Consider the following 15,049-nt stretch of genomic DNA (forward strand, 5'->3'; position numbering starts at 1 on the left):
CCAATCGATGGCACTTCGAGTCTACGAGGTTCGATCATGAAGATCTGTTCAATTCAACAACGCTTCGGTCGCAAAACCGCTCGCACGTTTGCGACGTGTGGGTTGATGGCCGGTGCCCTACTCACAAGTGGTTTTTGGTCCAGCCCTGCTTGGGGCGAAAGCGGAAACCAAAACGCATTCGGTGCACCGGTCCAGACCGCATCGTATCAGACCGCTAAAGCGAATGGCTCGAAGTCAATCGTTCACGGCGACCGCGAATACAAGGTGATGACCGCTGATGGCGTTCCGACGGCGGCAAGTGCTAGCCGTGTGGCGACAGTCGGCAGCATTCCGCAAAGCGATCCGCTCGGCTCGGTTATGCAAGCCAGTTGTCTATCATGTGGGACAAACTGTGGCGGTTCTTGCGGAAGCAGTGGCTTCGATGGCGGCTATGGCGGTGCTTGCAGCACCGGCATGTGCGGTAGCTCCTACGGCGGGTTTGGCGATTCATATGGCGGCGGCGGCTTCGCCGGATGTGGGACTCCCTGCGATCCCTACATGTTTGTCATGGTCGAGGCTCTTTATATGCAACACCAAGGCGACGCACGTCCCTTGATCGGGCAAAGTTTCCGAAGTGACGACTTCGACTTCGAATGGGGCACTCGGCTAACCTTCGGCTCGGTCCCTGACTGTGTTCACGGGATGGAAATTACCTACGTCGGTCCTTTTGATTGGGATCTGGGAATGAGCGGCCCTTTGAACCCTGCATTGAATTTTGCCGGGACGGGTGGGGCGATGTCCACCGATTCCTTGCTTGGGCCCTTCTTCGATGACTTTACCGCGGTCGACGAAGAGCGAGTCGAATACAGTGCTGAGTTCTGGAGCCTCGAAGCGAATAAGACGCTTGTGGGTTGGGAAGTTGCGAAAGTTCTGTTCGGTGGCCGCTACATCAACTACGATGAATCCTACCGCTACTCCTTCAGCCAACCTGGGGCGGCTGGTAGCTTTAATAGCGAAACCGATAACTCGATGTACGGCTTGCAAATTGGCTTGGACATGTTGTTCCCCGTTTCCTGCCACGGCTATATGGACTTCCGAGGCCGAGCAGGCGGGTACTTGAACTTTGCCGAATCGAATGTCGGCGGGTTCAAGGGGGTTGCTGGTGGGGCGACGCCAACGTTCCAGCCCTTCTCCGATTCGGATGATAGCGATATCGCCGGAGTCTTTGAACTCGGTGCCGGATACCGATACGATCTCGGTCAAATGCTTTCGATGCGAGCAGGCGTGGAAGGTTGGTATGTGACCGGAGTTGCCAACGCTGAAGACCAAGCTCGGCAAGTTATCTCACGTGGTTCATTCCAGAGCATTGATAACGACGACGACTTCTTTGTCTTCGGCTTCAACTTCGGTGCTCAGATTAAGTACTAGAGTCCGCAGCGAATCGAGCAAGCGAAAAGGACAAGCTGTCAAAGCTTGTCCTTTTTTCGTCGTTTGGCCGAGTGCCCCGCAGGGTACGCGTTTTGTGTTTAGCCGCATGCCCAGCGGGCCACGTGTAAGCTCATCCGTGGGCACGGCTCAAGCCGGCCCCGCCCGATCAAGCCGGCCCCACGCGATCAAGCCGGGCCCACGCGATCAAGCCGGGCCCACGCGATCAAGCCGAATCGAGCGGCAAGCCGGCAGCATCAGGCGGTAGGCTTGCCGCAAAAAAAACGCGAGTGCTTTGTCACCGCTTGAATTTAGGCTTGGCAACAGGCTGGGCATCTTGTCCTCGTAAGCTGCGGCTGGAAGCCACCACCACGAAAGATTCTTGCCCTCCTTCTTCGTTGTGGTCAAACGCTAGGCTGGCGAACGGTTTGCCAGTTCACTCGATTTCCCTTTCGACTTCTTCGAGCGGCTTTTCTTTTGCACGCGATCCACTTTTTGGCTGAGCGTGTAGGAGACACGCTCGGCAACTCGATTGAACAGGTTGCGATAATTCTGGTCAGCATCTTCGATCACAATCGGTGCCATTTTCTTTAGATGCACTACACAGCGACACTTCTTATCAATTCCACCTCGCGGACCATTCACATCCCTGACGCTAACCTTCACGGTTCGCACGCGTGAACGAAATCGATCGACAGCAGCTAGCAGTAAATCCTCTACATCACTTCTGACGGATGGTGAAGCTTCCAAATTTCCGAAATGGGTCGAGAGCATCATTGTGGTTTACCTTCGCAAATGGGTTCATTGAAAAGGGCGTCCGAACATCGGAAGCCATCTCAATTTTACGTCGGATTCGATCCATCGGCCAAAGAAATTCATGCGGAATTGGAGCTGTTTCCCCCAATCGGCGGGAATTTTCAATGCAAGTAGGCGTTTTCTATTTGCCAGCAAAGGAGATTTGAGCAAGAAAAATGGTAAAAAATGTGATTCAGCGGTGTTGAATCCCCTTTTTCGTCTTGTTTCAATTGCACCGATTGCTAAACTCTGCCCTTCCAAAGTGCCAGCGTAGCTCAGTTGGCAGAGCAGCTGATTTGTAATCAGCCGGTCGTGGGTTCGAATCCCTCCGCTGGCTTTGGTTGGATGAATAATCGGTAAAAAATCAGTCACTCTGGTTCGGATACCGAACAAAAAAGTAGCAGGGTTGACGTCCGAGTCGATCAGGCGTTAAACAAAAGGCTAAATCGTAGCGTCTCGGGGGTTTGTCCGAGTGGTTAAAGGAGACGGACTGTAAATCCGTTCGCTTATGCGTACACAGGTTCGAATCCTGTAGCCCCCACTTTTAAGAGGTGTGAAGGAAGAGGTTAGCGGTGTGAGGCTTGAAGCTTTGCACTTCTCGCTTCAAACTTTCGCGTCGCGGGTGTAGCTCAATGGTAGAGCAGCAGCCTTCCAAGCTGAATACGAGGGTTCGATTCCCTTCACCCGCTTTTGGGACAGGCGTCAGGCGTCAGAAGCCAAGTATCAGGAGATCGACGTTTCCCTGATGCCTGGCCTCTGACGCCTGACTTCTGTTCTGCTGCTGTAGCTCAGTGGTAGAGCGCCTCCTTGGTAAGGATGAGGTCATGGGTTCAAATCCCATCAGCAGCTTTCGCGTGAGACGATTGCCGAAAAGATGATTTCTGACGGATGTGAATCCTAGAGGAATCGATTGCTGGTTGACGATCCAGTGCTAGATTTCGTGCCATTAGGGCGCGTTTGAAGCACCGAATGAGCCCCCGCAGTAAAAAAGTAGCTAGGAAGTTCCTTTTTTTTGCTTTCGGCAATTGCGTTCGACGGCTCTTTTCGCAACAACTATGGCGAAGCTGCGTAAATATTTTTGCAGTAATGACACGTGCTCTGCGGTGGAGCACCGAAGATTTTCCATTTCGTTTCGATTTCTTTGTTGAACGAGTGGCCATGCGGCTGAGAGATTGGCGAGCAACCGTGGGTGTGAACGCGGTCGTTGTATCTCTTGGGCTGAGGAAGGGTTGCCCCCCGGAACCAGTTTACGCGTTGGTCGAGTGTAGGTGAATTAGAAAAATGGCTAAGGAAACTTTCCAACGGACAAAACCCCACGTCAACGTCGGCACTATCGGCCACATTGACCACGGCAAAACGACCACAACTGGTGCGATCCTCGCGGTGCAAGCTGCCAAGGGTCTAGCAAAAGCAAAGGGTTATGCGGATATCGCCAAGGGCGGTACCGTTCGTGACTCAACGAAGACGGTTACGATTGCGGTTGCTCACGTCGAGTATGAAACCGAGAACCGTCACTATGCCCATATTGACTGCCCCGGTCACGCTGACTTTGTAAAGAACATGATCACCGGTGCTGCCCAGATGGACGGTGCGATTTTGGTGGTTTCCGCTGCGGACGGCCCAATGCCGCAAACCAAAGAGCACGTTCTTCTTGCTCGCCAGGTCGGTGTTCCTTACATCGTGATCTTCTTGAATAAGTGTGACTTGGTCGATGACGAAGAACTGCTAGAACTCGTTGAGCTCGAAGCTCGTGACTTGCTCAGCAAGTACGGTTTCCCAGGCGACGATGTGCCTGTCGTTCGTGGTTCGGCATTGCCAGCTTACAATAACCCATCCGATCCTGAAGCGAGCAAATGCATCAGCGAATTGATGGACGCACTCGATTCAGCGATTCCTGAGCCTGTGCGTGAAGACGACAAGCCGTTCTTGATGGCGATCGAAGACGTTTTCTCGATCGAAGGTCGTGGAACGGTTGCAACCGGTCGTATCGAGCGTGGTGTGGTCAAGGTCGGCGAAGAAGTGTCGATCGTTGGTCTTGCCGAAACTCCCGTGAAGACAACTTGTACCGGCGTCGAAATGTTCCGCAAGGAAATGGGCGAAGGCCGAGCGGGAGACAACGTCGGTTGCTTGCTGCGTGGTGTCAAGCGTGAAGATATCCAGCGTGGTCAATGCTTGGCAAAGCCAGGTTCGATCACTCCGCACACAAAGTTCGAAGCCGAGGTCTACTGCTTGAGCAAAGAAGAAGGTGGCCGTCATACCCCGTTCTTCAGCGGTTATCGCCCTCAGTTCTACTTCCGTACGACCGACGTGACCGGTACGGCGAACTTGATCGAAGCTGAAATGTGCATGCCTGGCGATAATGTCAAAGTGGAAGTCGAATTGCACAAGCCAATCGCAATGGATGATGGTGTTCGTTTCGCGATTCGCGAAGGTGGACGTACCGTCGGTAGTGGTGTTGTCACCAAGATCCTTAGCTAGATCGTGTTTGAAGATTTATCCGATGGCCAACAAAGGTTAAAACCTTTGTTGGCCGTTGGCAATTTACAATGCTCGTGCTAACATCGGTGGCATGAGTGATTTAGGGGTGTAGCTCAATTGGCAGAGCACTGGTTTCCAAAACCAGCGGTTGAGAGTTCAAGTCCCTCCGCCCCTGCTTCGAGTCGATAGCACGTCTTATCGATATTTATTATTATAGGTGCGATTTTTTGACTGCGACGGATTTGTGGTCACGGTAACGCCAAGGATTACTTTTAGGAGCGAACGGTGTCACGAGACATTGCGGGGACCAACAGTGCCCCATTGACCAGCGAATTGTTCCACGCCTCGGTTTACAAACCAAATCAAGGACGAATTGTTCGCCAGATTACCTGCTTGGGTATCTGGATTATTGTTGCTTTGGGCTGCTGGAGCCTCTATGCGACGCTGCGCAGTTACGCCGAAATCAGTTCCTACGTTCCCGCTGCGACCTCATTGGGTATGTTAGCAATTGGAGCTTGGGTCGGTTATCGGCTTGTGAATTGGCCCCAGTTCGCTGACTTTCTAATCGCGGTCGAAGCCGAGATGAATAAGGTGACGTGGCCGAGTAAAGATGAATTGATCCGGGCCTCGATCGTGGTGATGTTCACGATCTTTTTCCTGGCTGTCTCGCTGTTTTCCTTTGACGTCATTTGGCAATTTATATTTGATTTTATTGGCGTCACTGGCTAGGCTTTGTCCGAAAAGGGGGGCTGGCCCTCTCCTGACAAGCCGAAAACAATTGAAAATGTGTCCTCCAAAGGGTCTGACCCCCCTTTTCGGATAAAGCCTAACGGCATCCTGATCGAATTAAAAATACCCGCCCCTTCCGGCTTACTATCCTGCGGCAAAATTGTGAACGAAGCTGATTCGAGTCCAAACGAAAATGATCAAGAAGAAACGTTGCATGATGAGTCTGCAGTCGTTTCTGATTCGCTAGCCGATACGCCGCTCGATGCGGAATCGCTCGACGCGGATGATGAATCGTCGACGCCAACACCTCCGCCTCCGGCGCCAGCACCCAAGATTGCTAAGCCGAAGGTTGATAGCGAAGATCAATTCGAAGGTGTCATGGATTGGTACATTTTGAAGGTGGCTTTCAACCGCGAAGATTCCATCGCTGATGCTCTGAGAAAACGTGTGAAGATGGAAGGGATGGCTGAGTTTTTTGGCGAGATTGTCGTTCCGACCGAAGACGTTGCAACCTTTACACGCGACGGAAAACGACGCGTTACCAAGCGTAAATTGTTGCCCGGCTACATTATGGTCAACATGATCATCAATGACGATACCTGGTTTCTCGTTCGCGAAACTGGCGGAATTAGCGACTTTACTGGCTCAGCCGGTAAGCCGATGCCGATGGAACCGTCAGATATCGAACGGTTCGTGAATCGCCCCGAACTTGACGATGAAGACGACACTCCGATCAAAACCGCGATTCCGTTCAAAGTCGGCGACCGAGTACGGGTCAAAGAAGGAAACTTCGAAAATCAGGAAGGCGATGTCGATGCGGTCGACGAAGCTAACGGTCGAATCACGGTGATCATCAATATCTTCGGTCGTAGCGTCCCAATGGAATTGGATCACTGGCAAGTCGAGCCTTTATAAGTCGACCAATCGTTTAGCGGCTAGCCGTAGGCGAACGTTGAAATTAGCAAGCCCTACATATCCTTAAAAACATTTAGAAGCTCAATAAAAATATCATGGCAAAAACAGTCACTGGAGTCGCGAAGTTCCAAGTTCCTGGCGGTCAAGCAACCCCGGCACCACCGGTCGGAACATCGCTCGGTAAATACGGTGTGAACCTCGGACAATTCGTCCAAGGCTTCAACGATCGTACGAAAGAGTACAACGGTACTCCCATCCCGGTCATCGTTACGATCTACAACGACCGTAGTTTCGAATTCGTGACCAAAAGTCCACCCGCTGCGTCGCTGCTTAAGCAAGCCGCCGGAATCGCAAAAGGCAGCGGTGTCCCCAACCGTGACAAAGTCGCTACCGTCTCGCGTTCACAGTGCGAAGAAATCGCTCAAAAGAAGATGGAAGACCTGAACGCCCGAAGTCTCGACCATGCGACCCGCATGATCGAGGGAACCGCGCGAAGCATGGGCATCATCGTCGAAGGTTAAGGCTTCGAAGGTTTGCGTTTTGTCAGCGCTTGATTTGGGCTTGGCAGAAGAGCAGCTGGGGCATCTTGCCCCAGTAATCTGCGGCTAGAAGCCACAGCCACGAAAGATTCTTCCCCTAATTCTTAGGGGTGACAATGCACGAGGGGTTTAGCCCTGTTTAGGGTTTGTGCCGTGTTTGCGTTTAGCCGAACAACTTGACCACCTCCGCCCGCTGCTGCGCCTGAGGGAAAGGCAGCCATCTCGGTTGTTCCTGAAATCAGCTCCCCGTTTTTAGAAGTTTCTCTGTTGCAAACGATGAGATTGCAAACGGTGAGATCGATCGATCAATCATCAATACCGATGCCGACAAGGACTTTCGTATTGAGTGTGCTATGAGTGGTGCCGATCTGGGCACGGTATCGGGCCGTATCTTGACCGCCGACGCCGTCGATTCCCACAACACGTTTGACCAGCCCGAAGCGGTCGAGCCAGCCGATTTCGATGGAGCGACGGTTGAAGAAGGGATGCTGAAGTTAAAGCTGCCAGCGAAATCGGTCGTGGTTCTTGAGTTGGCGCAGAAGTAGAACGTAGGCTCGCACAAATTGTTTCCATTAAAGCGACGCCGCCCTTAGGAGTTTCCCCATTGCTGAAGGATCAAGTCTAAGGCGGATTCGTTGAGTTCGTCTTGCTCGCTGGTCCAATCGAACGGGTCGTCGGTCTCCAAGATCATGACTTGCATCCATGCGCCGTTTGGCTCAGGTTCCGCAGTCGAGGTGCGTCCTAAATGATTGATCACGATTAGGCTGTCGAGAGCCGTGATTTGGCCGTCACCGTTTACATCGTGAAAACGTTGAGTCACGGATTCGCCTGCTGCAACACTCTGCACGCCGGTCGATGCTTGCGGCTGATTCAGATAATTGATTCCAATCAAAGCGTCCAAGGCGCTGACAATGCCATCATCGTTGACATCGAGTGGATTCAATTGGTTTTGTTGGATCATCGCTAGTGACGGAGTCTCCTGCGAAGGTGGGGCGAGCGGGAGGGTAATCAGCCGTAGACCACCCGATGGCATCTGATTAAATCTTGCATCGAGCATGTCAAACACGTTGACCGATCCACTGCGATCGATGTCATACACACTCCAGGCATGGTTTATGCCGACACTGTTGGTTCTCGGACTTTGGTTGAAGCGGATGTCGAGGCTGTCGAAGACATTGACCGTCACCGTTCCGTTTATCGAAACGGAGCCGTCGACGTCCGCACCTTGGTTGCCAAAATAGAACACATCGGCGACGGCCAATCCGGTATCGTCCGTGGGGTTCACCGTCACTTGCAACCAACGATTCTTGATCGCAACATCGTCAGCCCAAGACAATGTCACCCGTGAAACGTCGTCACCGAGATCCACTGCTGGTAAGATCGTTGGTAACGCGTCTCCGCTGAGCAGGTCCCAGTCGCTGGGATCCTCCGTATTGCCCACGCGAAACTCAAAATCGCTTACATTGTTGAGGGTGCCTGTTGGGAGGTTGGCAATGTCGATCATCACACGGTTCAAACCCTTCATGTAATTTGTATAGTTGGCCATTGACGCCAGCGTTCCTGGAGTCCGCAACGCCGTTTTGCTCGTATCGATCGCGTCCTCACCGTAATCCGCCGTCGTGCCGCCGTAGGCTACCCAGCGACCCATCACACTCGACTCGAGCGAATCGTTGTCGACGATCGTTACTTTCTCTTGCAATAAGAACGCTTCTGCATAGGACAAATCGGTTGTGTTTATCTTATGACTGAGATAAGCAAAGTGATCACCCTGGGCGATCAAATCGTCCACCGCAGTGACACGAACTCGTTGTGGCTGCGACCAATTTCCAGGCCCAAATATCAGCGTATCTGAGCCGGTTGTTTCGCTGACGGCTGTGATTTGGCCACCCGTCTGTTCGATCTGAATCGAAACGCTCTCCGTCGGAGCCGTCGTTAAGACAACATCGTAATAGTCCGTCGAACCCGCTTCGTAAACGGTGGTGTCACCATCGGAGGGGATCAACATCACGCCTGCGTAATCGTCGTCAATGACGCCAACCGAGATTCGCGGCATGCCGACACCATCGTAGTTCGGATCGGTGCTGGTGCTGCTTTGGCGAATAAAGGATCGCCGGTAACTCTCTGCATCAGAATCATCAATGGCTCGGACCCGAACCGTTTGTGGGATGTTCCAATTTTGAGTCGTGAATACGACAAAGTGGTTCGCCAGATTGTTTGCATCGACGGCATCGACTTGACCGGCGTGCCCTGTGAAGGAAACCGTCACATCGGCTAGCGGCGGCTCGGTCAGACGAATCTGATAGGTGTCATCGACACCCGTTTCGCTAACGATGGTCACACCGCCACTTTCGACGACCGAGGCGCCAGGGCCGTTGGGGTCGACAAGCGTTGCGTACTCGGGATTCAGGTCGAAATGGAGTTCGCCTTGACCCGTCGCTTCCCAACCACGAAAGTCAAAATGCGATTGCATGATGTAGCCTGATTGGCCATCCTGGAAAAGTCCTTCGACCCAACCACTGGTCATGTTATCGAAACCAAAGATCCCTTCGATGTCAGGATGGATATCCAAAATCAACCACTGCAAATCGGTCCAAACCAAATCGGGACCTTGTGTGGTCGGGACGTGGACCTCATCGATCAAGAAGACCGGCACGCTTGTCGAACCACTGATTCCACTGATCGTCTCGGAGCGAGCATAGCCCGCGTCATTCTGATCGAGCACACCGTCGCCATTGGTATCAAGTCCGACATCGAATGCCAATTGATTGCTAAGGATGCTAACCTGAGCTCCGGTGTCGAACAGGAAATTACCTTGGGTGGTCAAATCATTGGACTTGATTTCAGCAGTCAAGAACGGTAGATCGGCCCAGGCGGGAACCGCATCACCTTCGACCACCGCGTCATCGGGAAAAAACTCGACCCGATTGTCCACACGGACCGTGTACCGCTCACCAGCCGGCTCGGGAACCGCTTCGTGAAAATCGGTTCCCAGAAATAGATTGGTTCCGACGACGGTCGTCCAAGGCGTAAAGTCCACCGTGGTGACCCGTTCCGTCATCGCTGGCATTCCGACGATTCCATAAGGACCAAAGATACTGACATCCTTGTCCGGATTCGAAATAACATGCGTGTCGAGAATTCGATTGCGTTGACCGCTGGCACCTGCGAAATCGAAAACATAGGATTCCGAAATATCAAAAAGACTTGACCCACCCACGCCGAGTTCTTCGAATTTTCCCACGGTTTCATACGTTGGCTCGCTACCGGTCATATCGTCGACTGCGGACTGAAAAACCAACGTCGTGTTGGCTCCGGTGTCCAAGAGCCAAGAATTGAGGGTATTGGGACCGACGATGGTATTCCCCGCCGGTTCGGTATTCGGAGCAGGTTCTTCGGTCAAAAATTGCACGGTGACGCGAGGTTGGTCCAAGGCAACATTGTCGGATGGACCGACATCGACAAACGCTCGCCCATCGATCGAGCTGGCGGAAAGAGGTAATCGCGGCTCCAAGGTTTCAAACCGCCCAAACCGCCTTCGTCGCTTCGCCCGCCGAGATGCCTTCGCTTTTGTTTTTAATTTGTCGTGCGACGTATCGGAAACAATTGTTTTGAAGGGCATCGGACACATACCGTAATTTCAGAGTAGAAAAAAGAATCCAGTGTTCCATATACGCACTTAGGATACGCCTTAAGGTTGGAATGATCAACCAAGTGAATGGCTGATTGGCGAGGAATCGTGTTGTTATCGCGGGGCAAAGATTGAAATTCACCCCATTTTAGCTTCGCCGCAACAAACAGGGACTCGGTTTCCAGTCAGGGACGGCAGCAATATCCAGGCTGGAAGCAATGGGACGCGAATGATCCCCGACCGAATAATTCGCGATCGATGTTTAGATTGGCGTTTACGTTGCTGGCCCAACTGCTCTACACTCCGCCCGTGTCTGGTTCAGAACGAATGGTTTCTATTGTCTGCCGAAGGAACGGCTATGTATCGTTGGTTGCTCTGTTTCCGCTATTTGCGGACTCGCTATATCGCTTTGGCATCGATTATTAGCGTCACGCTCGGTGTTGCGACTTTGATTGTCGTCAACAGTGTGATGGCTGGTTTTTCAGCCGAAATGCATGATCGGTTGCACGGCTTGGCCTCCGACATTTTGATCGAATGCCACCTCAGTGGCGGAATGCCCGATCCAGAGCATCACCTCCGCGAAATCGAAGCGGTTTGTGGTGACAAGATTGCGGGCTCTTCGGTCAGCGTCCATGTGCCGAGTATGTTGGGGATTGAATTCAATGGCCAGCAAATCGCTCGTCACGTCAACTTGGTCGGCATTGACTCCGAAACCTACGACAACGTTAGCCAATTCGGACAGTTCTTAATGCACCCCGAAAACAAGGAACGTGTCAGCTTCGATTTGCGAGAAGACGGCTTTGCGCCCGATCGCGATGGTTTTCCCGCATCGGGGTGGAGCTATCGACGGGCTCGTGCAAATTACGAGAGAGCGCTCGAAGTTGAACGGGCACGAGTCGAAACGCTCAATGCCAAACGACTAGCCGAATTCGATCGGCAGAAGCGAATTCAAAATGGCGAGCCAGCGGAGACACCCAAAGCGACACCCGATGCGACGAATACCGCCAGCAGCGGGCCGACGATCTCGCCTTTCTTTTCACCCGAGATGATGGAAGGCACCGACGGCGACGCGCCCAAAGAATTCGATCCGGCCGTCGATCAATACCCTGGGATCATTCTCGGCATCTCCACTTGCACGACGAAGCAACGGGACGCCGAAAATGTGGTGCGTGATTACTACTACGCCAAACCAGGCGACGACGTGCGGATGATGTTTCCCAATGCGTCGGATAACGCCAAGGTCATCAATCAAAAATTCACCGTCGTCGATCTGTACGAATCGGGCATGAGTGAATACGACAGCACGTTTGCTTTTGTCCGACTTGATCAATTGCAAGATTTCCGCGGCATGATCGATCCCCAAACGGGCATCCGCAGCGTCACGACGATCCAACTGAAACTGATCGAAGGAGCGGACTTGAACGAAGTTCGCGATGAGCTTCGCCGACGATTTCCAGCGGAGATCTATGCCTACAACATTCAAACCTGGAAAGATATGCAGGGACCACTGCTGTCAGCGGTCCAACTCGAAACGACGATTTTGAACATCTTGTTGTTTCTGATCATTGCCGTCGCAGGTTTTGGGATTCTTGCCACCTTCTTTATGATCGTCGTTGAAAAAACACGCGACATCGGAACACTCAAAGCACTTGGGGCCTCGGGCCGAGGTGTGATGAGTATCTTCCTCAGCTATGGTTTACTGCTTGGCATCGTCGGCAGCGGTGCGGGCCTGATCGGCGGGCTGTTGTTCGTGCAAAACATCAACAAGATCGCTCGAGTGATCGAAATGATCACCGGTCAAGAAGTCTTTGATCCAACGGTTTATTACTTTACCGAAATTCCCACCATCATCCATCCATTTACCTTGGTATGGGTGATGGCCGGTGCGGTCACGATTGCGGCGATGGCGAGTGTCTTACCAGCACTGCGTGCTGCACGCATGCATCCGGTCCGTGCATTGAGGTTTGAATAGCATGAAAGCGACTAAGAAAATGAACTCTGAATTTGTTCTTCGGGCATGCAACGTCTACAAGAGCTACCACAAGGACAAGATTGAAGTTCCGGTGTTGCGCGGCGTTGATGTCGATATCACTGCAGGCAAAGTGAATGCGTTGGTTGGACGATCGGGCAGCGGCAAAAGTACTTTGATGCACCTGTTGGCCACACTCGATCAGCCCGATTCGGGCGAGATCCATTTTTGTGGCAAGCGGATCGACAATGCACCACGCGCGAAGCGAGATGCGTATCGAAACCAAGATATCGGCATCATTTTCCAGTTCTATCATTTGTTGCCCGAGTTATCGGCCATCGAGAATGTCCTGGCACCGATGATGATCGGGCAAAGTTTGTGGAACTACTTTCGCAATCGCAAAGATGCCAAGCGACGCGCCGAAGCGATGCTCGATCGAGTTGGCTTGTTACACCGTGCGACTCATCGACCGGCCGAGATGAGCGGCGGAGAAATGCAGCGGGCAGCGATCGCGAGAGCTTTGATGACTGACCCCTCGCTACTACTCGCCGACGAACCGACCGGTAACCTCGATACCGAAACAGGCGAATCGATCCTCGAGTTACTCGTCGGGCTTAGTCGCGATGAGAATCTGACCATCGTGATGATTACGCACGACGATTCGATCGCCGATAACGCCGATGTCTGCTACCGCATGCAAGACGGACTCCTCGAGACAAACGGCAAAGTCGTACGAGCGGCCTAGAATCCTAGGTAGTGGATCTTGTTAAAGATCCTGACGCACTGTAGCAAGCGAAAGTCGCCAAGACTTTCGCTCTCCCGGTCCGAGAACGCTTTCCGCTCGGAGAGCAGAGTGACAATCGCCGCGAAACGACACGCTCGCTGAGCTTTGTCGACAGCCAACGCTGGCCTCACTACAATTAGCGATGATACAGGGACTTCGGGAAAGGAACTTTGTCATGCCATTGCACGACTGGACTCGCGTCCGATCTGGGATTTATCACAACCTCCATTGTCGATGGATTGCCGCCATCATGGATCGCCTTAACGCGGGCGTGTTGCCCAGTGGATTGGTTGCGATGCTGAGGACTTCGTCGGGGTCAGTCTGGTCTTCGGTTTTCACTGAACGAAAACCGAAGATCAAGTCTGACCCGCGCGAAGCATTCCCTAACCGAGGTATACGATTTCTGGTGATTCTGCTGACGCTTTTCTCTCGGGAGGTGTGTGATGGTTCGGTTGGCACGTAGCGAGGTGTTTGATCCGCAAGAGGTCGTTATCGCCCATCTGTACAATCGGACCTGCCGACGCTGTTTCCTGATGGGAAATGACCAAGTGTCCGGCAAAAACTTCGACCACCGGAAAATCTGGATCGAAAAGTATCTGCAACAGTTTGCGGAATTTTTCTCTTTAGATTTGCTAGCTTTTTCAATACTAGTCTTGATCTTCGCGAAGCGCCCTCTGTGACTCCGTGCCTCTGTGAGAGATTCATTGCCGGACGGCGGGGCTCTCACAGAGGCACGAAGGCACGGAGTTTAGGCGGTCGTGACGTTAGCGACGACGGCTTCGAGGAGTTGCTAGCGTCCTCGAAGACCATGGGGATCAGGCTGGCGATCTTGTCGGCACCGCCGGAAAGCGACTTGAGACCGTCGACCCACTTCACTTCATGGAAATTGATCAGCAGCCCAACTTGCAGACCCGTCAATCTAAAATGGGAGAGCGTTTGCGCTTTGTCGATCGGATGGATAGCAGACTTTGCCTTAAGCTCAACGACAACTTGCGTGACCGCATTAAGACGTTCAGTCAAGCGTTCAAGGACCTGGACGATCAGTGGATCGAAAACAAATCAGACGTGCAAGAACGAGTTGATTCCGACAGTGAAAAATTGCTCGCTACGCTGACGCTGTTTCTGAAGGGCGATATTGGGAAGGCGTACGATGAATTTGAGCTTGGCATTGAGTGCTTCCGTAGCGCCGTCGATAATTGCCGCGGAGGACTTCGTTGGGGTCAGTCTTGATCTTCGCGAAGCGTTCCCTCTGTGACTCCGTGCCTCTGTGAGAGATTCATTGCCGGACGGCGGGGCTCTCACAGAGGCACGAAGGCACGGAGTTTAGGTGGTTGTGACGTTAGCGACGACGGCTTCGAGGGGTTGCTGGTGTCCTCGAAGACCATGCGATCTAGGTTCGGTGTCGCGTCGTGGGTATCGCCGAACGGATGGATGTCGTCATAGCCCATGTCGTCAATGAAGAGAATGATCACGTTCGGCGTCTCCGACGAAACCGCGTTCACATTTACGGAAAAAAACATTTGGACGACCATCGCAGTCGTCAGAAATATGACCGGGCGAATGAAGTCGATTACGGTTTGAAAACGCTGCATGACAAACTCTTATTTGAGGGTGGGATCGTGATTGCCGTACATCGCTTAGTGACTTGGCTGGTCCTTTGCAGGACAGCGTTGGATGGATTGAAGGGTCAAAATACAAGCTTGGAACACTAATCGGCACTTATTCTCATTAATCCGGCTCGATGGTCTGTTGTCTTATGCCAGGTCGATTCGGAGAATTGATTCGAGCACTTTGGTGGGATAGACTGA

General features: G+C 52.6%; 14 protein-coding genes and 5 tRNA genes. 15 read left to right on the forward strand and 4 right to left on the reverse strand.

The features are described from left to right. Window positions 1-36: 36 nt before the first annotated feature. On the forward strand, window positions 37-1,407 hold the full coding sequence (locus Q31b_RS13230) for a hypothetical protein (protein ID WP_146600174.1): 1,371 nt from the start codon (window positions 37-39) through the stop codon (window positions 1,405-1,407). A 408-nt stretch (window positions 1,408-1,815) separates the two neighbouring features. On the opposite strand, the gene Q31b_RS13235 is transcribed toward Q31b_RS13230, so the two are convergent. Further along, window positions 1,816-2,181: a hypothetical protein gene (locus Q31b_RS13235; RefSeq protein WP_146600175.1), complete on the reverse strand. Its 366-nt coding sequence runs from the start codon at window positions 2,179-2,181 to the stop codon at window positions 1,816-1,818. Window positions 2,182-2,463: 282 nt separating this feature from the next. On the opposite strand from Q31b_RS13235, the gene Q31b_RS13240 reads away from it, so the two are divergent. From Q31b_RS13240 to Q31b_RS13285, 10 genes are all read left to right on the forward strand, one after another. Continuing rightward, a tRNA-Thr gene (locus tag Q31b_RS13240) sits at window positions 2,464-2,536 on the forward strand. Between the two features lie 121 nt (window positions 2,537-2,657). Then, window positions 2,658-2,740: transfer RNA gene (locus Q31b_RS13245), tRNA-Tyr, on the forward strand. Window positions 2,741-2,817: 77 nt separating this feature from the next. Next, window positions 2,818-2,888: transfer RNA gene (locus tag Q31b_RS13250), tRNA-Gly, on the forward strand. 88 nt (window positions 2,889-2,976) lie between these two features. Continuing rightward, a tRNA-Thr gene (locus tag Q31b_RS13255) sits at window positions 2,977-3,048 on the forward strand. A gap of 432 nt (window positions 3,049-3,480) precedes the next feature. Next, a complete protein-coding gene (gene tuf / locus Q31b_RS13260) occupies window positions 3,481-4,677 on the forward strand; it encodes an elongation factor Tu (protein ID WP_146600176.1) in 1,197 nt (398 codons plus the stop codon). A 102-nt stretch (window positions 4,678-4,779) separates the two neighbouring features. Next, window positions 4,780-4,852, forward strand: a tRNA-Trp gene (locus Q31b_RS13265). A gap of 110 nt (window positions 4,853-4,962) precedes the next feature. Continuing rightward, the gene (secE, locus tag Q31b_RS13270) at window positions 4,963-5,406 is read left to right on the forward strand and encodes a preprotein translocase subunit SecE (RefSeq protein WP_146600177.1); all 444 of its coding nucleotides are present in this window, start codon (window positions 4,963-4,965) and stop codon (window positions 5,404-5,406) included. Window positions 5,407-5,568: 162 nt separating this feature from the next. Beyond that, complete coding sequence (nusG, locus tag Q31b_RS13275; RefSeq protein ID WP_231617545.1) at window positions 5,569-6,321, forward strand: transcription termination/antitermination protein NusG; 753 nt, start codon at window positions 5,569-5,571, stop codon at window positions 6,319-6,321. A 95-nt stretch (window positions 6,322-6,416) separates the two neighbouring features. Next, complete coding sequence (gene rplK / locus Q31b_RS13280; protein WP_146600178.1) at window positions 6,417-6,842, forward strand: 50S ribosomal protein L11; 426 nt, start codon at window positions 6,417-6,419, stop codon at window positions 6,840-6,842. A gap of 329 nt (window positions 6,843-7,171) precedes the next feature. Beyond that, on the forward strand, window positions 7,172-7,405 hold the full coding sequence (locus tag Q31b_RS13285; protein WP_261343859.1) for an alpha-L-arabinofuranosidase C-terminal domain-containing protein: 234 nt from the start codon (window positions 7,172-7,174) through the stop codon (window positions 7,403-7,405). A 44-nt stretch (window positions 7,406-7,449) separates the two neighbouring features. On the opposite strand, the gene Q31b_RS13290 is transcribed toward Q31b_RS13285, so the two are convergent. After that, the gene (locus tag Q31b_RS13290; RefSeq protein ID WP_197171480.1) at window positions 7,450-10,479 is read right to left on the reverse strand and encodes a dockerin type I domain-containing protein; all 3,030 of its coding nucleotides are present in this window, start codon (window positions 10,477-10,479) and stop codon (window positions 7,450-7,452) included. Between the two features lie 367 nt (window positions 10,480-10,846). On the opposite strand from Q31b_RS13290, the gene Q31b_RS13295 reads away from it, so the two are divergent. The 3 genes from Q31b_RS13295 to Q31b_RS13305 all read left to right on the forward strand — a co-directional run bounded on the left by Q31b_RS13295 (window position 10,847) and on the right by Q31b_RS13305 (window position 13,921). Then, complete coding sequence (locus tag Q31b_RS13295) at window positions 10,847-12,460, forward strand: ABC transporter permease (protein ID WP_146600181.1); 1,614 nt, start codon at window positions 10,847-10,849, stop codon at window positions 12,458-12,460. Between the two features lies 1 nt (window position 12,461). Then, window positions 12,462-13,202, forward strand: coding sequence for an ABC transporter ATP-binding protein (locus tag Q31b_RS13300; protein WP_231617546.1), 741 nt, complete (start codon window positions 12,462-12,464; stop codon window positions 13,200-13,202). Window positions 13,203-13,684: 482 nt separating this feature from the next. Continuing rightward, window positions 13,685-13,921 (forward strand): hypothetical protein, encoded by a 237-nt coding sequence (locus tag Q31b_RS13305; RefSeq protein WP_197171482.1) that lies wholly within the window; start codon window positions 13,685-13,687, stop codon window positions 13,919-13,921. Window positions 13,922-13,964: 43 nt separating this feature from the next. On the opposite strand, the gene Q31b_RS13310 is transcribed toward Q31b_RS13305, so the two are convergent. Beyond that, the gene (locus Q31b_RS13310; RefSeq protein WP_231617547.1) at window positions 13,965-14,261 is read right to left on the reverse strand and encodes a GxxExxY protein; all 297 of its coding nucleotides are present in this window, start codon (window positions 14,259-14,261) and stop codon (window positions 13,965-13,967) included. On the opposite strand from Q31b_RS13310, the gene Q31b_RS13315 reads away from it, so the two are divergent. Beyond that, window positions 14,166-14,471 carry a hypothetical protein gene (locus tag Q31b_RS13315; RefSeq protein ID WP_197171484.1) on the forward strand — a complete coding sequence of 102 codons (306 nt, stop codon included), beginning with the start codon at window positions 14,166-14,168 and terminating at the stop codon, window positions 14,469-14,471. The two genes, Q31b_RS13310 and Q31b_RS13315, sit on opposite strands and share 96 nt — an antisense overlap. A gap of 68 nt (window positions 14,472-14,539) precedes the next feature. Here Q31b_RS13315 and Q31b_RS13320 read toward each other — a convergent pair whose 3' ends face one another. Then, window positions 14,540-14,833 (reverse strand): hypothetical protein, encoded by a 294-nt coding sequence (locus tag Q31b_RS13320; protein ID WP_146600183.1) that lies wholly within the window; start codon window positions 14,831-14,833, stop codon window positions 14,540-14,542. Between the last annotated feature and the right edge of the window lie 216 nt (window positions 14,834-15,049).

It is taken from the genome of Novipirellula aureliae, from assembly GCF_007860185.1.
In the GTDB taxonomy this organism is placed as follows: Bacteria; Planctomycetota; Planctomycetia; order Pirellulales; family Pirellulaceae; genus Novipirellula_A; species Novipirellula_A aureliae.

Coding starts and splice junctions, on each gene's coding strand:
- Q31b_RS13230 (WP_146600174.1), top strand. CDS start 37: ATGAAGATCTGTTCAATTCAACAACGCTTCGGTCGCAAAACCGCTCGC.
- Q31b_RS13235 (WP_146600175.1), bottom strand. CDS start 2,181: ATGATGCTCTCGACCCATTTCGGAAATTTGGAAGCTTCACCATCCGTC.
- tuf (WP_146600176.1), top strand. CDS start 3,481: ATGGCTAAGGAAACTTTCCAACGGACAAAACCCCACGTCAACGTCGGC.
- rplK (WP_146600178.1), top strand. CDS start 6,417: ATGGCAAAAACAGTCACTGGAGTCGCGAAGTTCCAAGTTCCTGGCGGT.
- Q31b_RS13290 (WP_197171480.1), bottom strand. CDS start 10,479: ATGCCCTTCAAAACAATTGTTTCCGATACGTCGCACGACAAATTAAAA.
- Q31b_RS13295 (WP_146600181.1), top strand. CDS start 10,847: ATGTATCGTTGGTTGCTCTGTTTCCGCTATTTGCGGACTCGCTATATC.
- Q31b_RS13300 (WP_231617546.1), top strand. CDS start 12,462: ATGAAAGCGACTAAGAAAATGAACTCTGAATTTGTTCTTCGGGCATGC.
- Q31b_RS13305 (WP_197171482.1), top strand. CDS start 13,685: ATGGTTCGGTTGGCACGTAGCGAGGTGTTTGATCCGCAAGAGGTCGTT.
- Q31b_RS13315 (WP_197171484.1), top strand. CDS start 14,166: ATGGGAGAGCGTTTGCGCTTTGTCGATCGGATGGATAGCAGACTTTGC.
- Q31b_RS13320 (WP_146600183.1), bottom strand. CDS start 14,833: ATGCAGCGTTTTCAAACCGTAATCGACTTCATTCGCCCGGTCATATTT.